Annotated in this window: 16 protein-coding genes and 1 tRNA gene; 6 read left to right on the forward strand and 11 right to left on the reverse strand. The window is 67.1% G+C overall.

Annotated features, from left to right (window positions below):
* Positions 1-32: 32 nt before the first annotated feature.
* The 5 genes from ACH13J_RS04780 to ACH13J_RS04800 are packed head-to-tail and all read right to left on the reverse strand — an operon-like array spanning position 33 to position 4,090.
* The gene (locus ACH13J_RS04780) at positions 33-1,208 is read right to left on the reverse strand and encodes a molybdopterin molybdotransferase MoeA (RefSeq protein ID WP_397542168.1); all 1,176 of its coding nucleotides are present in this window, start codon (positions 1,206-1,208) and stop codon (positions 33-35) included.
* Positions 1,205-1,681 (reverse strand): cyclic pyranopterin monophosphate synthase MoaC, encoded by a 477-nt coding sequence (moaC, locus tag ACH13J_RS04785; RefSeq protein WP_397542169.1) that lies wholly within the window; start codon positions 1,679-1,681, stop codon positions 1,205-1,207. The genes ACH13J_RS04780 and moaC overlap by 4 nt, the downstream gene beginning before the upstream one ends.
* The gene (gene trpC / locus ACH13J_RS04790) at positions 1,678-2,496 is read right to left on the reverse strand and encodes an indole-3-glycerol phosphate synthase TrpC (RefSeq protein ID WP_397542170.1); all 819 of its coding nucleotides are present in this window, start codon (positions 2,494-2,496) and stop codon (positions 1,678-1,680) included. The genes moaC and trpC overlap by 4 nt, the downstream gene beginning before the upstream one ends.
* A complete protein-coding gene (trpD, locus tag ACH13J_RS04795; protein ID WP_397542171.1) occupies positions 2,493-3,512 on the reverse strand; it encodes an anthranilate phosphoribosyltransferase in 1,020 nt (339 codons plus the stop codon). Before trpD ends, trpC begins: the two co-directional genes overlap by 4 nt.
* The gene (locus ACH13J_RS04800) at positions 3,509-4,090 is read right to left on the reverse strand and encodes a glutamine amidotransferase-related protein (RefSeq protein WP_397542172.1); all 582 of its coding nucleotides are present in this window, start codon (positions 4,088-4,090) and stop codon (positions 3,509-3,511) included. Before ACH13J_RS04800 ends, trpD begins: the two co-directional genes overlap by 4 nt.
* 122 nt (positions 4,091-4,212) lie before the next feature.
* On the opposite strand from ACH13J_RS04800, the gene ACH13J_RS04805 reads away from it, so the two are divergent.
* Positions 4,213-5,691, forward strand: coding sequence for a divergent polysaccharide deacteylase family protein (locus ACH13J_RS04805; RefSeq protein ID WP_397542173.1), 1,479 nt, complete (start codon positions 4,213-4,215; stop codon positions 5,689-5,691).
* Positions 5,692-5,709: 18 nt separating this feature from the next.
* Here ACH13J_RS04805 and ACH13J_RS04810 read toward each other — a convergent pair whose 3' ends face one another.
* The 6 genes from ACH13J_RS04810 to fabI form a co-directional block, all read right to left on the reverse strand.
* A complete protein-coding gene (locus tag ACH13J_RS04810) occupies positions 5,710-6,255 on the reverse strand; it encodes a pseudouridine synthase (RefSeq protein WP_397542174.1) in 546 nt (181 codons plus the stop codon).
* 38 nt (positions 6,256-6,293) lie between these two features.
* A complete protein-coding gene (locus ACH13J_RS04815) occupies positions 6,294-6,911 on the reverse strand; it encodes a rhodanese-like domain-containing protein (protein ID WP_397542175.1) in 618 nt (205 codons plus the stop codon).
* 109 nt (positions 6,912-7,020) lie between these two features.
* Positions 7,021-8,532 (reverse strand): anthranilate synthase component I, encoded by a 1,512-nt coding sequence (gene trpE, locus ACH13J_RS04820; protein ID WP_397542176.1) that lies wholly within the window; start codon positions 8,530-8,532, stop codon positions 7,021-7,023.
* A gap of 11 nt (positions 8,533-8,543) precedes the next feature.
* Complete coding sequence (locus tag ACH13J_RS04825) at positions 8,544-10,385, reverse strand: peptidylprolyl isomerase (RefSeq protein WP_397542177.1); 1,842 nt, start codon at positions 10,383-10,385, stop codon at positions 8,544-8,546.
* Positions 10,386-10,476: 91 nt separating this feature from the next.
* On the reverse strand, positions 10,477-10,977 hold the full coding sequence (gpt, locus tag ACH13J_RS04830; RefSeq protein WP_397542178.1) for a xanthine phosphoribosyltransferase: 501 nt from the start codon (positions 10,975-10,977) through the stop codon (positions 10,477-10,479).
* Positions 10,978-11,026: 49 nt separating this feature from the next.
* Complete coding sequence (fabI, locus tag ACH13J_RS04835) at positions 11,027-11,833, reverse strand: enoyl-ACP reductase FabI (RefSeq protein WP_397542179.1); 807 nt, start codon at positions 11,831-11,833, stop codon at positions 11,027-11,029.
* A 187-nt stretch (positions 11,834-12,020) separates the two neighbouring features.
* On the opposite strand from fabI, the gene pdxH reads away from it, so the two are divergent.
* The 5 genes from pdxH to ACH13J_RS04860 all read left to right on the forward strand — a co-directional run bounded on the left by pdxH (position 12,021) and on the right by ACH13J_RS04860 (position 18,063).
* Entirely contained in the window at positions 12,021-12,623 is a 603-nt protein-coding gene (gene pdxH, locus ACH13J_RS04840) for a pyridoxamine 5'-phosphate oxidase (protein ID WP_397542180.1), read from the forward strand.
* A 110-nt stretch (positions 12,624-12,733) separates the two neighbouring features.
* Positions 12,734-13,270, forward strand: coding sequence for a cold shock domain-containing protein (locus tag ACH13J_RS04845; protein WP_397542181.1), 537 nt, complete (start codon positions 12,734-12,736; stop codon positions 13,268-13,270).
* Positions 13,237-13,725: a DUF192 domain-containing protein gene (locus ACH13J_RS04850; protein ID WP_397542182.1), complete on the forward strand. Its 489-nt coding sequence runs from the start codon at positions 13,237-13,239 to the stop codon at positions 13,723-13,725. Before ACH13J_RS04845 ends, ACH13J_RS04850 begins: the two co-directional genes overlap by 34 nt.
* Before the next feature lie 43 nt (positions 13,726-13,768).
* Positions 13,769-13,845: transfer RNA gene (locus ACH13J_RS04855), tRNA-Pro, on the forward strand.
* Positions 13,846-14,382: 537 nt separating this feature from the next.
* On the forward strand, positions 14,383-18,063 hold the full coding sequence (locus ACH13J_RS04860) for a vitamin B12-dependent ribonucleotide reductase (RefSeq protein ID WP_397542183.1): 3,681 nt from the start codon (positions 14,383-14,385) through the stop codon (positions 18,061-18,063).
* Positions 18,064-18,311 lie beyond the last annotated feature (248 nt).

Consider the following 18,311-nt stretch of genomic DNA (forward strand, 5'->3'; position numbering starts at 1 on the left):
ACTCCGGCACGGCGCATGGCACCTCGGCTGGGCTACAGCGCGATATAGTCCACGCACTCTCCGGCGTGGCGCGGGGGGTCCTGCGGGGGCCGGACGAGCAGGGCGTCCGAGGCGGCCAGCACGGACAGCAGCGCGCTGTCCTGCCGGGCGTTTGCAGAAATCGTGCCATCGCCGCGGAGGCGGGCGCGCATGTAATGTTCGCGCGGGCCGTTCGGGCCGAGATCCTCGGCCAGAACGGCCGTGCGGCGCGGCGCGGGCGCCTGGCCGAGCCCCAGCATCGCCCCGATCATCGGCAGCAGGAACACGTGCCCGCACACCATGGCCGAGACCGGGTTGCCCGGCAGGCCCACCATGGCCGCGTCGCCCATGCGGCCGGCCATCAGCGGCTTGCCGGGTCGCATCCTCACCTTGTAGAAAGCCCGCTCCATCCCCATCGATGCGGCCACGTCACCGACGAGATCGTGATCGCCCACCGAGGCGCCGCCGATGGTCACCACCAGGTCCGCGCCGCGGGCGAGGTCAAAGGCCGTTTCGAGCGAGGCGGTGGTGTCCCGCGCAATTGGCAGGATGCGCGCGCGGGCGCCAGCTGCCTCCAGCATCGCCTTCAGGCCGAACGTGTTGGAGGCGACGATCTGGTCGGGGCCGGGGTCCTCTCCGGGCATGACCAGTTCGTCCCCGGTCGAGATCAGTGCCACGTCCGGTTTGCGCACGACGGTCACCGCCGGCACGTTCATCGCCGCGAGGAGCGCGACATCCGCCGCTGACAGCCGGCGCGGCGGATCCACCGCGTCGCCGTCGGCGAAATCGGCGCCCCGCAGCCGTATGTGGGGCCCGCCGTCCAGCGTATCCCGCAGCGTGATGCTGTCACCGTCGCGGGTGACGTCCTCTTGTATCACCACGCGGTCCACACCCTCCGGTACCGGCGCCCCGGTGAAAATGCGTACCGCCTGTCCGGGTCCCACCGCCCCGGCGAAGCCATGGCCCGCCGCGGCCTCGCCCACCACCGAGAGCGTTGCGCCCGGCCGGGCGTCCCTGTTCGCGATGGCGTAGCCGTCCATCGCAGAGGCGGAAAAAGGCGGCTGGTCGCGGCGGGCGCGGGCACGGTCCGCCAGAACCCGCCCGGCAGCGTCCTGCAGCTGCACGGTTTCCGGGCCAAGCGGCCCGACCAGCGCGAAAAGCTGCGACAATGCTTCGTCGACCGATATCATTTCGCCTCGTAACGGCCTGACTTTCCACCGTCTTTCAGGATCACGCGAAGCCCGCCGATCTCCATGCCGCGATCGACCGCTTTCACCATGTCGTAGACGGTCAGCGCGGCGGTCGAGGCCGCGGTCAGCGCCTCCATCTCCACGCCGGTCTGTCCCGTGGTCTTGACCGTGGCCTCGATCACCACGCCGGGCAGCGCAGGATCAAGCGTGAGCTCGACCGTCACCTTGCTGACGGGCAGCGGATGGCAGAGCGGGATGAGCTCGGGCGTTTTCTTGGCGCCCATGATGCCGGCCAGCCGCGCCACGGACAGCACATCACCTTTCTTGGCGCGACCTTCGGACACGATTTCAAACGTTTCCGGGGCCATCTTCACCCATGCCGCGGCGGTGGCAACGCGCGCCGTCACGGCCTTGTCAGAGACATCGACCATGTGGGCATGCCCTTGGCTGTCGAAGTGGCTGAGCCCGCTCACAGCATTCCCCCGGGCGCGACACGGGCCGACAGGATCGCCCGCGTCGCCGCGGCCACGTCGTCCTGGCGCATCAGCGCCTCCCCGATGAGGAAGGCCCGCGCGCCGAAGCGGGCCATGTCGGCAAGGTCGGCGGCCTCGTTCAGGCCGCTTTCGCAGACGATCATCCGGTCCGGCGGCACCAGCCGGGCGAGATGGCGGGACGTGTCGAGCGAGGTCTCGAAGGTGTTGAGATCGCGGTTGTTGATGCCGATCATGTGGCTGGTCAGCCGCGCGGCCCGGTCGAGTTCTTCCTCGTTGTGCACTTCGAGCAGGGCGTCCATTCCCCATTCAGCCGCCGCCGTCTCCAGCTCCGCCGCCTGACCGTCGGACACGGAGGCCATGATGATCAGGATGCAGTCGGCCCCCCAGGCCCGCGCCTCGGCGACCTGATAGGGGTCGTACATGAAATCCTTTCGCAGAACCGGCAGGTTGCACGCCGCTCTTGCAGCGATGAGGTGCTCGGGATCTCCCTGGAAGCTGGGGCCGTCCGTCAGCACCGACAGGCAGGTGGCCCCGCCCGCCTCGTAGGCCTCGGCCAGGGCGGGCGGGTCGAAATCCTCGCGGATCACCCCCTTGGACGGACTCGCCTTCTTGATCTCGGCAATCAGGCCAAAGCCCTGCTTGCTGGCTTGCAGCAAGGCGTCGGCAAAGGGGCGGACCGGAGGGGCCGAGGCGGCCCGGGCCTCGATCTCGGACTGGCTCACCGCCTCCTTGGCGGCGGCGATTTCCTCCAGCTTGTAGCTCTTGATCTTCTCCAGGATGGTCGGCGTGGTCATGCAGCCTCCGATGTCACTTTCGCAAGGGTCTCGACCTTGGCCTTCGCCGCCCCGCTGTCGAGGCTCTCGCGTGCCAGTTCCACCCCTTCCTTGAGGTCGCCGGCCTTGCCGGCGACGACGAGCGCGGCGGCGGCGTTCAACAGGACGGCGTCGCGATACGCTCCTGTCGCCCCGTCGAGAAGATCGCGGAACGCACGCGCGTTCTGATCGGGGGAGCCGCCGAGTATCTCCTCGAAGGGGTGCACCGGCAGGCCGGCCTCCTCGGGGTGTATCTCGGTGTCCTGTATTTCGCCGCTCTCCTCCAGGGCGGCAACCCAGCTCGCCCCGGTGATCGTCAATTCGTCCGTCCCGTCGCTGCCATGCACCAGCCAGGCGCGTTCGGCTCCCAGTTGCGCAAGCGTTTCCGCCATGGGGCGGATCAGCTCGCGGGCGAACGCGCCGGTGAGCTGTCGCTTGACGCCGGCCGGGTTGGTCAGGGGGCCCAGTATGTTGAAAATGGTCCGCGTGCCCAGCTCGGCGCGCACGGGGCCCACATGAGCCATCGCCGGATGGTGCATGGGCGCCATCATGAAGGCGATGCCCGCCGCTTTCAAAGCCTTCTCGACGATCTCCGGCCCGACCATCACGTTGATGCCCATCTGCGTCAGCGCGTCGGCCGCGCCGGACTTGGAGCTGAGGTTCCTGTTGCCGTGCTTGGCCACCGGGACGCCCGCGCCGGCCACCACGAAGGCGGCGGCGGTCGAGATGTTGAGCGTGCCCTTGCCGTCACCACCCGTTCCGACGATATCAATTGCGCCCGGCAGGCCTTTGACCTTGTTGCATTTTGCCCTCATCACCGCGGCGGCGGCGGCATATTCGTCCACCGTTTCACCACGTGTGCGCAAGGCCATCAGGAAGCCGCCGGTCTGTGCCGGTGTCGCCTCGCCCTCGAACAGGCAGGCGAAGGCAGCCTCGGCCTCGTCGCGGCTGAGCGGGCGGTCGGCGGCGATACCGATCAGGGGCTTGATGTCACTCATGCGGGTACCGCCATCATGTCGAGGAAGTTTCTGAGCAGGGCATGCCCGTGCTCGGATGCGATCGACTCGGGGTGGAACTGAACGCCGTGCATCGGCAGATCGCGGTGCTGCAGCCCCATGATGGTGCCGTCCTCGAGTTCGGCGGTGATTTCAAGCACATCGGGGCAAGAGGCACGCTCAACCACGAGCGAGTGATAGCGCGTCGCGTCGAACGGCGAGGGCAGGCCGGCGAACACGCCGCGGCCGGAATGCGCGATGCGGCCCATCTTGCCGTGCACGATCTCGGAATGCCGCACGACGCGACCGCCGAAGGCCTGTCCGAGCGTCTGGTGGCCAAGGCATACCCCCAGAAGCGGCGTGCGCGTTTCCGCTGCCGCCCGCGTCAGCGCGAGGCATATCCCGGCGCGGTCGGGGTCGCATGGCCCGGGCGAGAGCAGGATGCCCGCCGGCCGCATCGCCATGGCCTGCTGGACGTCGATCGCGTCGTTTCGGCGCACGACGACGTCGGCACCCAGCTCGCCCACGTAGTGCACGAGGTTGTAGGTGAAGCTGTCGTAGTTGTCGATAAGAAGCAGCATGGCGCGTCCCGGGAGAATGCGGGCCGTGGCCCGCGGTGTCGATCGCGGTATACTTGTTCAGGGTTGCAAGCCACCGTCAAGGGGCGCAAGAGTGGGACAACGGCGATAGAAGGGCAAATTCCGTGCTAAGAGGCGTTACGGGTGGTTTTCTGGCGGGTGCAATCCTTTCGGCGATCGTGCTCGGGACAGCGTCCGTCCTGACGGACATTCCGGGGCAGCCGCCGCCCGAGGCCGCCGGCGTGGATGTCCCCGCCGGCTCGGAGTTCAACCAGTCCCGCGAGGACCGCGAGGCCGACATGCCCCGCGGCGACGATGCGCCGGAAGCCCGCGACGCGCCGCAGGTGCCCCCGCCCGAACCCGACGACCTTGGATCACTGGACCGGGCCGATACCGGCCCGGCGGCACAACCCGAGACAGGCGAGGCAGAATCGACGCTGAACGCGCCGCAGGAGCAGGCCGACAGTGCGGGCGTGAACGTCGAGAGCGACGAGCCGGTTCTGCCCAGTCCTCAATCCCTCGCCCCCGAGGCACCGGAGGGCGACACCGGCGTGTCCATCTCGACCGAACCGGCGCAGCCGATGCAGCCGGACGTCGAGGAAGACAGCGGCATGTTCCGGTCCGGTGCGCCGGCCGCGGAGGAAGAGCCGCCAGCCGCGGAAACGACCGCTCCCGCGGCGCCGGGCACCTCGACGGACCAGCCGGAACCGGCCCGGGAAGGCGATCCGGCCGCGGCCGGGACGGAGGAGGCTGCACCGGACCGGCAGGACGATCCGGACGGAGCAGAGGCGGACCCACCGCAAAACGCCGCCCCGGCGGCGGAGCAAGAGCGGCCGTCCGGCACCATAGGCGACATGGCCGACGCCGTGACGACCGGCCGCCTGCCGACCGTGGCTGACGCGGATGGCGCGGACGAGGCCGATGTGCCGCCGCTCGAAAGGTTCGCGGCCCCGTTCCGGAACCCGGAGGACAAGCCGCTCATGTCGATCGTGCTGATCGACAACGGGTCCAGCCCGATCAGCCTCGAGGCGCTGGCCGACTTTCCCTATCCGATCAGCTATGCCATCGACGCAGGCTGGTCCGGCGCTGCCGGAGCGGCACGGGAATACCGCGCGGCGGGGTTGGAGGTGCTGGCGATGGCTGACCTGCCAGCGGGGGCCAGCGCCGCGGATGCCGAGGTGGCCATGCAGGGCTATCTCGACGCGGTGCCGGAAGCCGTGGCGGTGATGGAAGGTACCGATACCGGGCTTCAGGACAGCCGGCAGGCCACAGAACAACTCATCCCGATCCTCAAGGAAAGCGGCCATGGACTCGTGCTGTTTTCGGACGGCCTCGATACCGCGCAGAAGCTGATCTCGCGGCAGGGCGTGCCGACGGTCACCGTGTTCCGCGACTTCGATGCCGACGGGCAGGACGCGACCGTGATCCGCCGGTTTCTCGACCAGGCGGCGTTCAAGGCCCGGCAAGAGGAACCGGGCGTCGTGATGGTGGGCCGCCTGCGGGCGGAAACGGTGAGCGCGCTGCTTTTGTGGGGGTTGCAGGACCGGGCGAGCAGCGTCGCGCTGGCGCCTGTCTCGGCCGTCCTGCGGGCCTCGCAGGACTAGGGCGCCCGGGCCGTTGGCTCAGGCGTCGCGCCACTGGCCGGGGGCCAGCCCGTCGAGACACCAGTCGCCCACGCGCCACCGCACCAGTCTCAGCGTGGGATGGCCCACATGCGCCGTCATCCGCCGCACCTGCCGGTTGCGGCCCTCCGTGATGATGATTTCCAGCCAGCAATCGGCCACCGACTTGCGATAGCGCACCGGGGGGTCGCGCGGCCAGAGATCGGGCGGCGCGATCGGTCGCACGCGGGCGGGCCGCGTCGTGCCGTCCCTGAGCGGCACACCCCGGCGCAGGGCGTCGAGCGCCGCGTCATCCGGCACGCGTTCTACCTGAACGAAATAGGTTTTTTCCGTCCTGTTGCGGGGGGATGCGATGCGGGCCTGCAGCTTGCCGTTGTCGGTCAGCAGCAACAACCCCTCGCTGTCGCGGTCCAGCCGCCCGGCCGGGTATACGCCGGGCACGCCGACGTGGTCTGACAGCGTTGCGCGCGGGCCGTCAGCATTGCCGCCATCGGTGAATTGCGACAGAACGCCATAGGGCTTGTTGAACAGGATGAGCCTTGCCATGGCCCCCTGATGCGACAGGGGGCCATGGCAAGCAAGGGTTACTTCGACGCGCCGGGCCAGAAGCCTTCGCGCACCTTGTACGTCCACGCGCCGCCGGCATTCTTCCAGCCGTTGACACTGCGCTTGCCATCGGCGCTCATGTCGCCCTCGAAGCCGTCAACGACCGTGTAGGCCGGCGTTTCGATACCGGCGTCGGCCAGCGCGTCCACCGCCCGCGCGCTGCGGCCGCCGGAACGGCAGATGATCAGCACCGCGGACGGATTGCTTTCGGCGATGAACGCCTTCATTCCATTCAGGAAATCGGGATTGTCCATCATCATGTACCGGCCCTTCCGGGCGTTGAAGGGATACTCCGGGTCGATCATCTTGAAGGGAATGTTGACGTCGGCCGCGGTGGGATAGCCCACCAGCATCGTTTCGGCCGGGCTGCGCACGTCCACGAGCGCCACGTCCTCGCGCTCGGCCAGCAGGGCGATCGACTCCTCGGCGGTGATGTAGCGACCGGGCTCGTTGATCTTCTTCTTGGCAAGATCCGACTCGACGACGGAGGTTTCGATTTTCATGCCATGGCTGTCGGCATGGCCCGTGGCTGGCAGGGCAAGGGCCAGCCCGAGGGCCAGCGCAGAGGCTGTGAAAAGACGGTTCGGGCGCGTCATGGTGAGGCTCCTTTCAGGATAACATTCACGAAACAGAATATATCCGTGCATAAACACGAATCCTGCGCCCATCTTTGACCAGGATCAAACGGGTCGGCCGCGGCCCAATCTAGCCGTTGCCGTCATCCGAGAAACGCGCCGCGTCCGCGGCCGCCCGGCGGATGGCGTTGGATTTGTGCACCGTTTCCATGTACTCGGCCTCGGGGTCGCTGTCATGCACGACACCGCCGCCCGCCTGGATGTAGAGTTTGTCGTCCTTCACCAGCGCGGTGCGCAGGGCGATGCAGATATCCATGTCGCCACCCGCGCTGAAATATCCCACGCCCCCGCCATAGACGCCCCGCTTTTCGGGTTCCAGCTCGTCGATGATCTCCATGGCGCGCACCTTGGGGGCGCCGCTCACCGTGCCGGCGGGCAGCCCGGCCAGCAACGCCGACAGCGCATCCTCGCCCTCGGCCAGTTCGCCCACAACGTTGGACACGATGTGCATGACGTGGCTGTAGCGTTCGATCACGAATTCCTCGGTGGGGCGCACCGTGCCGACGCGTGACACCCGCCCGGCGTCGTTGCGGCCAAGATCCAGCAGCATGAGATGCTCGGCCCGTTCCTTGGCGTCGGCCAGCAGCTCGGACTCGTTGGCGCGGTCCTGCTCGGGCGTGTTGCCACGCGGCCGGGTGCCCGCGATCGGGCGGATGGTGACCTCTCCGTCCATCACCCGCACGAGTATCTCCGGGCTGGCACCGATCACCTGGAAGCTGCCGAAATTGAAATAGAACATGAAGGGCGAGGGGTTCGTGCGCCGCAGCGAGCGGTAGAGCGCGAAAGGCGGCTGGAGGAAGGGCTGGGTCCATCGCTGGCTTGGCACCACTTGGAAAATGTCCCCGGCGCGGATGTATTCCTTGGCCCGTTCGACAGCGGCCTTGTAACCGTCGCGGGAAAAATTGGACACCGGCGGCGCGTCCTCGTGCGCCTCGCCGAGGTTTCGGCTGGTGCGGGGCAGGGCGCGGTCGAGGTCGCGGACCGCGTCCATCACCCGTTCCGCGGCTTGCGCGTACGCCGCCCGTGCCGACAGGCCCGCACCGGCCCAGGCCGGGGCGACCACTATCACGTCGCCCTTCACGCCATCGAGCACCGCAACCACCGAGGGGCGCAGCAGAAGCGCATCCGGCACGCCGAGCGGATCCGGGTTGACGTCCGGCAAATGCTCCACCAGCCGGATCATGTCGTAGCCGAGATACCCAAAAAGCCCTGCGCTCGCCGCCGGCAGGTCGGGCGGCAGGTCCGTCCGGCACTCGGCAATCAACGCGCGCAGATTCGCCAGCGGGTTGCCGGGCTGTTCCTCGAAGGCGGTTTCGTCAAAGCGCGCGTGACGGTTGATGCGGCTGGTCTGTCCGTCGCATCGCCAGATCAGGTCCGGCTTCATCCCGATGATGGAGTATCTGCCGCGCACCTCTCCGCCGGTCACCGATTCCAGCATGAAGGCGTCGCGCGCGCCGCCTGTCAGCTTCAGCATGAGCGAGACTGGCGTGTCCAGATCGGCCGCCAGCCTCGTATAGACCAGCTGGTTGCGCCCCGCCTCGAAGCCGGCGGCGAAATCCTCGTAAGAGGGGGTCAGCTCCAACGTGCGCCCCCTTACTGGAAATTGGAATGCACGGCGTTTATCGCCGACTGATCAAGGTCGAGCCCGGCGCGCGCGCGAATGTCGTTGGCCAGAAGCTGGAAGAAGTCCTGTGCCACCCCCGAGGCCGCGCGGTCCTTCAGCGCCTGGCGCAGTTGCGCCAGTTCCTCGTCCTCCGGGTCGGGCGGAAGAACGGCGTCGAGCTTGACGACGAAAATCCGGCCCTCGCCCTCGATCGCCGTGGCGCTCCCCTCGTCCAGACTGAAAACCGTTTCCATGAAGGCGGGCGGCACATCCGCGCGGAACCCCCGCCGGGTGAGGGTTTGCCGGCCATCGACGGCCAGCCCGGCCTCGTTCAGCGAGGCGCCGCTTTCCAGCTCGGACAGGGCCGGCTGCACTTGCCGGGTCAGCTGGTCGACCACCGTGTCGGCCATCCATGCCGCTTCTACCCGGCCGCGCACCTCCTCGAGCGGCTGGACCTGCGGGGGGATCACCTCGTCGAGCCGCAGGGCGAAGATGCCGCCATCTTCCAGCTCGCGCAGTTCCGGGTAGTCGTCTCGGGCCACGTCCGCGGCGGCGTCGCGGAACGCCGCGTAGGCGGCGATGCCCTCGCTCATGCCCTCGTGCCAGTCTATCTGCCCCTGCTCCATCTCTGTCTCGCTCGCGAGATCCTCCAGCGTTGCCCCGCCCGCCAGCAGGTCCTGGACGCGCTCGATGCGGGCCTCGACGGCGCGCCGTGCCCGGTCGCGCGCCAGTGACACCCGCAGTTCCGGCCGGGCTTGCTCGAACGTCGTGACCTGTGCGGACAGCACGGCATTGACGCGGAACAGCGCGGGGCCCACGGGGCTGGGCAGGGGGCCGGTCACCTCGCCGGCCTCCGCGGCGAACACGTCCGCGGCCGCGTCTCCGAGCTCCGAGCGCGTCACGTCGCCGAGATCGATGTCGGCCAGTTCCAGCCCCCGCTCGGCGACAATGTCCTCGAAGCCGGCATCGCCGCCCCGGATCCGTTCCAGCGCCGCGCGCGCCGCCGCCTCGTCGGAAAACGCCAGCCGTTCAACCAATCGCCGCTCGGGCTTGTTGAACTCGTCTTCGCGGGCTTCGTAGGCGTCGCGCAGCGCCTGCTGTTCGACCTCCACATTGTCGAGCAGCATGTCGGGCGTCAGCCACGCATAGGTGATCCGCTTGCGCTCGGGCAGGGTGAAGCGCTCCTCGTTCTCGGCGTGGTAGGATTGGAGATCCGACTCGTCGGGCACCGGCAGTCCCGTGGCAAGATCACCACGGTCCAGCATCGCCCAGGCGACGTCGCGCCGCTCGCCCAGATAGTCAATCAGTGTTCTGGTGTAGCCCTCGGGCATCGTGACCCCCGACATTACCGCCGCCTGCAGGAAGCTGCGGGCGGTCTCGTCGCGGACATCCTCTTCGAATTCCGACTCCGACAGCCCGGCCTGTTCGAGGGCAAAGCGATAGGCCTCGCGGTCAAAACTGCCGTCAACGCCCTGGAACTGCTGCATGGCAAGGATCTCTTCGCGCAGGTTGGCATCCCCGATCGACAATCCTGTGCGGCTGGTTTCGTGGTCGAGCGCCGCCGCCGCGATCAGGCGTGCCAGAACGGCATCGGTGACCCCCATTTCGCGCGCGCGGGCAAAGCTGACGGCCTCGCCGCGCTCGGCCTCGATCGCGCGGATCTCGTTCTGCAGGGCGCGGGCATATTCGTTCACGTCAATCTGCGCGTCGCCCACCGAGCCGATCGTGCGGACGGTTCCCGACAGGTTGGTGACGCCGAAACCGCCGAGCCCGATGATGAGCAGGCCCATCAGGATCCAGACCAGCGGTTTGGTAATGCTCTTTGCTGCCATGAAAGCCCCTGTCAGACGCGCGTTTGCCCTGCCGGGTGTCTACGCGCTGTCCGCAGCGGGGGCAAGAGGCTGCCGCGCGGGCCGCAGCCGGTCACGCGCCGCGGTAGGGCTCGACATATTGCAGGGCCAGATCCCACGGAAAGAAGATCCACGTATCCTGGCTCACCTCGGTGATGTAGGTGTCGACCATGCCGCGTCCTTTGGGCTTGGCGTAAATGGTGGCCACGCGCGCCCGGGGCATCTGCGCGCGCACCACCTCGAGCGTTTTGCCGGTATCCACCAGGTCATCAACGATCAGAACGCCCGCGCCATCGCCGATCAGCTCGAGGTCGGGGGACTTGATGACGACCGGCTCGCTCTGGGTCTGGTGATCGTAGGATTTCACGCTGATCGTGTCGACGGTGCGGATATCCAGTTCGCGCGCAACGATCATCGCCGGGGCCATGCCGCCACGGGTGATGGCAACGACCGCGCGCCACCCGGTTTCGGGTGTTTCCGCCTGCAGCCGCCACGCCAGCGCGCGCGCGTCGCGGTGCAGCTGATCCCAGCTGACATGGAATCCCTTTTCGTGGGGCAGTCGCTCGGGGGTCATCCTCGTCCTTCCTGGCGGGTGGGGCGGGCCGGCCACGGACCCGCGCGGTTCAGCTCTTGTCGATGTCGGGGGCGTCCACCGCCTTCATCCCGACGACGTGGTATCCCGCGTCCACGTGCAGCACCTCGCCTGTCGTGCCGCTGCCGAGATCGCTGAGCAGATACAGCGCGGATTTGCCCACGTCGTCGATGGTCACGTTCCGGCGCAGGGGGGAGTTGAGCTCGTTCCATTTCAGGATGTAACGGAAATCGCCGATGCCCGACGCCGCCAAGGTCTTGATCGGCCCTGCCGACACCGCGTTGACCCGGATGCCGTCGCGGCCCAGATCCTCGGCCAGATACATCACGCTGGCCTCCAGCGCGGCCTTGGCCACGCCCATCACGTTGTAATGCGGCATGACCTGTTCGGCGCCGTAGTAGGTCAGGGTGAGCATCGAGCCGCCCGCGTTCATCATCTTCTCGGCCCGCTGCGCCACGGCAGTGAAAGAGTACACCGAGACGTCCATCGTGTTGAGGAAATTCTGCCGGCTGGTATCCACGTAACGGCCGCGCAGTTCGGACTTTTCGGAATAGCCGATGGCGTGCACCAGGAAATCGATGCCGCCCCATGCCTCCTCCAGCCCCTCGAAGGTCGCGTCGATCGAGTCGGGGTCGCTCACGTCGCAATTGAACAGGTGGTGCGCACCCAGCTGGCCGGCCAAAGGCTCCACCCGCTTGCGGAAGGCGTCGCCCATGTAGGTAAAGGCCAGCTCGGCGCCGGCGTCTGCGCAGGCCTTGGCGATGCCCCAGGCAATGGATTTCTCGTTGGCAAGGCCCATAATCAGCCCGCGCTTGCCCGCCATCAACGTGTTTGACATTTCTCGCCCTCGGCCCACCTGTCTACCGCCATCCGTTTAGGCGATCCCCACATGTTCATCAAGGGCAAGCGGGCAGGGGAGATGACGCCGCCGCCGGGTGCGCGGGGTTCCGGCTTGTCATGGGCGGACGGGGGGGCTAGCACCGTGCCCGGCGGCCGCGAGGCACACAGCGACGGGAGACGGCTCGATGGAACGTGACGGAATATTCGCCGGCGACGACCCCTTTGCAATCGCGCGGCGGTGGCTTGCCGAGGCGGAGCAGACCGAGGTCAACGACCCCAACGCCACGGCGCTGGCCACCGTCGACGAGACCGGGCTGCCCAACGTGCGCATGGTGCTTCTCAAGGAGATCACCGACGCGGGCTTCTGGTTCTATACCAATTATGAAAGCGCCAAGGGGCAGGAAATTGCCGCCTCGGGCAAGGCCGCGATGGTATTGCACTGGAAATCCCTGCGCCGGCAATTGCGCCTGCGGGGCCATACCGTCAAGGAGGACGGCCCGGAGGCCGACGCCTATTTCGCCTCCCGATCGCGCAAGAGCCGGCTGGGTGCGTGGGCGTCGCGGCAGTCGCAACCGCTGCAGTCGCGGGGCGCGCTGATGGCCGAAGTGGCCCGCGTGACCGCGCGCAAGGGGCCGAACCCGCCGCGCCCGCCCTTCTGGGGCGGCTTCCGGATCGTCCCGGTCGAGATTGAGTTCTGGGCGGACGGCGATTTTCGCCTTCATGACCGCTTCGTCTGGCGCCGCGACGGCGAGGATGCCGAGTGGACGGTGCAGCGGCTCAATCCGTGACATTTTGCCGAGCACGGTATGCCGCGGGCATTTCGCCTTGCCGTGGGCTGGCAATGCGGGTCTAATACTCTTAGCTCCGGTGACAGGAGGCGTTCTGGAGTACGTCGGACGTGACGAAGGACACCGATCAGACACGCCATGTGCGTGGCCACGTCAAATGGTTCGATCCGGTCAAGGGATACGGCTTTGTCGTCGCCGACGAAGGCGGTCCCGACATATTGCTGCATGCCAATGTGCTGCGCAATTTCGGGCAGAGTTCCGTGGCCGACCGCGCCGGGATCGTCCTGGACGTCCAGACCACCGACCGCGGTGTGCAGGCCGTCGAGGTGCATCGCATCGACCCGCCCGACCACGAAAAGCTGGCAGGGCTGGCCGACCTCGCCGATGTCGACCCCGAGGTCATCCGGGCCGCCCCGCTGGAGCCCGCGCGGGTGAAGTGGTTCGACAAGGCCAAGGGGTTCGGCTTTGCCAACACCTTCGGCAGCGACAAGGACGTATTCGTTCATATCGAGGTTCTGCGCCGGTCGGGCATGGCTGATCTGCAACCGGGCGAGGCGCTGGCGATCCGGGTGATCGACGGCCGCCGGGGGCGCATGGCAACGGAGGTGTGCGGATGGGAAACCGCGATAAAGCAATCCGGCGACTGACGGCGGCGTGTGTCCTGTCGGTGTTGCCGTCCTTGGCAGCGGCCGAGGCGGCGTGCCGGGCGGATACCGTGCATCTGCGCGGCGCGTGGGGCGAGGCGCGGTTCACGGTGGAGGTGGCCGACGAACCCGCCGAGCGTGCGCAGGGTCTCATGCATGTGCAGTCCATGCCCAGAAGCGCGGGCATGCTGTTCGTCTACGACGCGCCGCGCACCGCGCGTTTCTGGATGAAGGACACCCTGATTCCGCTAGATATCCTGTTCGCGGACGCCACCGGCACCGTGCGGCGGATCAAGCACATGGCCGAGCCGCTCAGCGAACGGCTGATTCCGGGTGGGGACGGGATACAGTACGTGCTGGAGATCAACGGCGGGATGGCGCGGGCCCTCGGCATCGCGGCCGGGGCCGAACTGCGTCATCCCGCGATAGACGCCGAGCGCGCGGCATGGGGCTGTTAGCTCTTTTCAATGCCGTTCATCGCGGCTAGACACGACACAGGTCCGGGGCGTAGCGCAGTCTGGTAGCGCACCTGTTTTGGGTACAGGGGGTCGTGAGTTCGAATCTCGCCGCCCCGACCATCTTCTTGGCGCCTGCGTTGCGCCAAGGACACGCCGGCGGCGCGCGGCCTCCCCCTACATGTAGCGATCCGGGTACTGCCATGTCGTTGTCTGCCGTCTCGGCCGCGCCTGTTCACGGCACCGCCCACCGTGGCCGGCCGAACGGGCTAAGGCATCTTGATAGAACAACTTTCAGGCGACAGGCGCGGGACCTGGCACAAGATGTGGCGCGTGGATGAATCACGGCGCCGAAATGCGGAACGCGAAGCCTTTGTCCGGTCAACGCCTTTTTGAGGAAAATCCGCAAAAAAAGGCGTTGACGCTCTATGGCAAGATACGCCAGTTTGTGTGAGCGGGCTGCAAAGCCACAAGATATAGTGGCGGCAGGCTGAGGTAGGAACAGAGACCTTCACGCTGAACGGGGTTGGCCCGGATGGTCATTCCGTGCCGGGTATGTGGGCCCGGAGACGCTCCTTTTACCTCTGTCGATCCGCCCGCAGCCGGGCCGCACGGTAGGCGCGGCTGATGAATTCGAAATGCTGAAGTATGGGGCAGCAAATGAAAATCGAACGCAGATTCACGAAGGCAGGGCAGGACGCCTACGCGGATATCGACTTCGTCACCACCAGCTCGGAGATCCGCAATCCCGATGGCACCACCGTGTTCAAGCTGGACGAGGTCGAGGTGCCCGCCAGCTGGAGCCAGGTGGCCAGCGACGTGATCGCGCAGAAGTATTTCCGCAAGGCCGGCGTACCGGCAAAGCTCAGGAAAGTGCGCGAAAAGGGCGTGCCCGAGTTCCTGTGGCGTTCGGTGCCGGCGTCCAAGGATACCGCGCGGGGCGGCGAGACCTCCGCCAAGCAGGTCTTCGACCGGCTGGCAGGCGCGTGGGCCTATTGGGGCTGGAAAGGCGGCTATTTCTCCACCGAGGAGGATGCGCGCGCATATTTCGACGAAATGCGCTACATGTTGGCCCGGCAGATGGCGGCGCCCAATTCGCCCCAGTGGTTCAATACCGGCCTTCACTGGGCCTATGGCATCGACGGCCCCAGCCAAGGCCACTACTACGTGGATTTCCAGACGGGCGAACTGACCAAGTCGGCCAGCGCCTATGAACATCCCCAGCCCCATGCGTGCTTCATCCAGTCGGTCGATGACGACCTGGTGGGTGACGGCGGCATCATGGACCTGTGGGTGCGCGAGGCGCGCCTTTTCAAGTATGGCTCCGGCACGGGCACGAACTTCTCGTCCCTGCGGGCCGAGGGAGAGGCGCTGTCCGGCGGGGGCAAGTCGTCGGGGCTCATGGGATTCCTCAAGATCGGCGACCGGGCCGCGGGCGCGATCAAGTCGGGCGGCACCACGCGCCGGGCCGCCAAGATGGTGATCTGCGACGCGGACCATCCCGACATCGAGGAATTCGTCAACTGGAAGGTGCGCGAGGAGCAGAAGGTCGCCTCGATCGTCGCGGGCTCCAAGATGCACGAGGCGCGTCTCAACGACATCTTCTCGGCCATCCGCGAATGGGATGGCAGCGACGAGGATGCGGTCGACCCCAGGAAGAACGCAACACTCAAGGCTGCCATCCGCGGCGCAAAGCAGGCCAAGATCCCCGAAACCTACGTCAAGCGGGTGCTGGACTATGCGCGGCAGGGCTATGACAGCATCGAGTTTCCCACCTACGACACCGACTGGGATTCCGAAGCCTATGCCAGCGTTTCGGGGCAGAACTCCAACAACTCCATCCGCGTGACGGACGCCTTCCTCGAGGCGGTGCGCAACGACGACGACTGGGCGCTCATCAACCGCGTGGACGGCTCGGTGGCCAAGACGGTCAAGGCGCGCGACCTGTGGGAGGACGTGGGCCATGCCGCATGGGCCTGCGCCGATCCGGGCATCCAGTTCCACGACACGATCAACGCGTGGCACACCTGCCCGGAGGATGGCGAGATCCGCGGCTCGAACCCGTGTTCGGAATACATGTTCCTCGACGACACGGCCTGCAACCTTGCATCGATGAACCTGCTGGCCTTTCATCGCGACGGGGAATTCGACGCCGATGCCTACGTGCACGCCACGCGGCTGTGGACCGTGACGCTGGAGATTTCGGTGCTGATGGCGCAGTTCCCGTCGAAGGAGATCGCGCGGAATTCGTTCGACACGCGCACGCTCGGGCTGGGCTATGCCAATATCGGCGGTCTGCTGATGAACATGGGGCTGGGCTATGACAGCGCCGAGGGGCGGGCCATGTGCGGCGCGCTCACGGCGGTGATGACCGGCGTGGCCTACGCCACCTCCGCCGAGATGGCCGGAGAGCTGGGCGCCTTCCCGCATTACGAGCGTAACCGCGAGCACATGCTGCGCGTGATCCGCAACCATCGGCGCGCCGCGCATGGTGCCGCCTCCGGCTACGAGGGGCTGGCCACGCCGCCAGTGCCGCTGGATCACGCGAATTGTCCCGATGCGCGTCTGGTCGATCTCGCGCGCGCCAGCTGGGACGAGGCGCTGAATCTCGGCGAGGCGCATGGTTACCGCAACGCGCAGGCGACCGTGATCGCGCCCACGGGGACCATCGGGCTGGTGATGGATTGCGACACCACCGGCATCGAACCGGACTTCGCACTGGTGAAGTTCAAGAAGCTCGCCGGCGGGGGCTATTTCAAGATCATCAACAAGTCGGTGCCGGCGGCGCTGGAAAAGCTGGGCTACGGACCGGCCGAGATCGAGGAGATCGTGGCCTATGCCGTGGGCCACGGGACCATCGGCAACGCGCCGGGCGTGAACCACACCTCGCTGGCCGGTCATGGCTTCGGGCCGGAGGAGCTGGCCAAGGTCGACGCGGCGGTGGGCTCGGCGTTCGACATCCGGTTCGTGTTCAACCAGTGGACACTGGGCGAATCCTTCTGCCGCGAGGTGCTGGGAATTCCGGCGGACCGGCTCAACGACCCGACCTTCGACATGCTCGCGCATCTGGGCTATTCCAAGGCCGATATCGAGGCCGCCAACGACCATGTCTGCGGAACGATGACGCTCGAAGGGGCGCCGCACCTCGATCCAGCGCACTACCACGTCTTCGACTGTGCCAACCCGTGCGGCAAGAAGGGCACGCGCTTCCTGTCGGTCAACAGCCATATCGACATGATGGCGGCGGCGCAGAGCTTCATCTCGGGCGCGATCTCCAAGACCATCAACATGCCCAACGACGCCACAATCGAGGACTGCCAGGCGGCGTATGAGCGCAGCTGGCGCATGGGCGTCAAGGCCAACGCGCTCTACCGGGACGGCTCCAAGCTCAGCCAGCCGCTCGCGGCGGCGCTGGTCGAGGATGACGAGGACGCCCAGGAGGTGCTGGAGACGGGCAGCACGCAGGAAAAGGCGCAGGTGCTGGCCGAGAAGATCGTCGAGAAGGTCGTCGTCAAGGAGGTGGTCAAGAGCCACCGCGAGAAGATGCCCGAGCGGCGCAAGGGCTACACGCAAAAGGCCATCGTCGGCGGCCACAAGGTGTATCTGCGCACCGGCGAATACGCCGATGGCTCGCTCGGCGAGATCTTCATCGACATGCACAAGGAGGGCGCGGGCTTTCGCGCGATGATGAACAACTTCGCCATCGCCGTCTCCGTGGGCCTGCAATACGGCGTGCCGCTGGAGGAGTTCGTCGATGCCTTCACCTTCACCAAGTTCGAACCGGCGGGCATGGTGCAGGGCAATGATAGCATCAAGAACGCCACCTCGATCCTCGATTACATCTTTCGGGAACTGGCGGTCAGCTACCTCGACCGAACCGACCTTGCACATGTCAAGCCCGAGGGTGCCAGCTTCGACGACCTCGGCCGCGGCGAGGAGGAAGGCGTGAGCAACATCACCGAGATGTCCGAGGCCGGGGCGAACCGGTCGCTGGAAGTGCTCAAGCAGATCAGCTCCTCGGGCTACCTGCGCAAGCGCCTGCCGCAGGAACTCGTGGTGTTCCAGGGCGGCCAGGAGGGTGGCGCTGTGCACATGGAGGCGCGCGGCGCCACCTCCACCAGCCACGCCGAGGCGGTGATGCGCGATGGCTCAGGCGGCACGGTCACGGCCGAGCGCACCACCAGCACCACGCAGTCCAGCATGACGGTGGATGCCTCGACCCGCGCGCGGATGCAGGGCTTCGAGGGCGAGGCCTGCGGCGATTGCGGCAACTACACGCTGGTGCGCAACGGCACCTGCATGAAATGCAACACCTGCGGATCGACGAGCGGGTGTAGCTGACAGGACACGGGGCGGGTGCGCTCGCCCCTGACGGCGCTCAGGCCGCAGGCAGAAACCGGGCGGTACATCAACCGAGCCTGAGCGGCGAAACTCGAACCGGGGGGCTACGGCCCCCCGTTTTTCTTGGATGGCATCGCGCGTTCAATTGCTCGCCGGGCCGGTGCGGGCGCGCATGATACGGCGAAACCGCCTGCGCGCCGGCCGCCTGACCGAAACGGACCGGCCCGGGAAAGGCCGGTCTCATGCCC

Source organism: Roseovarius salis, assembly GCF_044472985.1.
Classification (GTDB): Bacteria; Pseudomonadota; Alphaproteobacteria; order Rhodobacterales; family Rhodobacteraceae; genus Roseovarius; species Roseovarius salis.

Excerpts from the sequence above, each read along its gene's own strand:
- ACH13J_RS04780 (WP_397542168.1), bottom strand. The coding sequence starts at position 1,208 with ATGATATCGGTCGACGAAGCATTGTCGCAGCTTTTCGCGCTGGTCGGG.
- trpC (WP_397542170.1), bottom strand. The coding sequence starts at position 2,496 with ATGACCACGCCGACCATCCTGGAGAAGATCAAGAGCTACAAGCTGGAG.
- trpD (WP_397542171.1), bottom strand. The coding sequence starts at position 3,512 with ATGAGTGACATCAAGCCCCTGATCGGTATCGCCGCCGACCGCCCGCTC.
- ACH13J_RS04800 (WP_397542172.1), bottom strand. The coding sequence starts at position 4,090 with ATGCTGCTTCTTATCGACAACTACGACAGCTTCACCTACAACCTCGTG.
- ACH13J_RS04810 (WP_397542174.1), bottom strand. The coding sequence starts at position 6,255 with ATGGCAAGGCTCATCCTGTTCAACAAGCCCTATGGCGTTCTGTCGCAA.
- ACH13J_RS04815 (WP_397542175.1), bottom strand. The coding sequence starts at position 6,911 with ATGACGCGCCCGAACCGTCTTTTCACAGCCTCTGCGCTGGCCCTCGGG.
- ACH13J_RS04825 (WP_397542177.1), bottom strand. The coding sequence starts at position 10,385 with ATGGCAGCAAAGAGCATTACCAAACCGCTGGTCTGGATCCTGATGGGC.
- gpt (WP_397542178.1), bottom strand. The coding sequence starts at position 10,977 with ATGACCCCCGAGCGACTGCCCCACGAAAAGGGATTCCATGTCAGCTGG.
- fabI (WP_397542179.1), bottom strand. The coding sequence starts at position 11,833 with ATGTCAAACACGTTGATGGCGGGCAAGCGCGGGCTGATTATGGGCCTT.
- pdxH (WP_397542180.1), top strand. The coding sequence starts at position 12,021 with ATGGAACGTGACGGAATATTCGCCGGCGACGACCCCTTTGCAATCGCG.
- ACH13J_RS04850 (WP_397542182.1), top strand. The coding sequence starts at position 13,237 with ATGGGAAACCGCGATAAAGCAATCCGGCGACTGACGGCGGCGTGTGTC.
- ACH13J_RS04860 (WP_397542183.1), top strand. The coding sequence starts at position 14,383 with ATGAAAATCGAACGCAGATTCACGAAGGCAGGGCAGGACGCCTACGCG.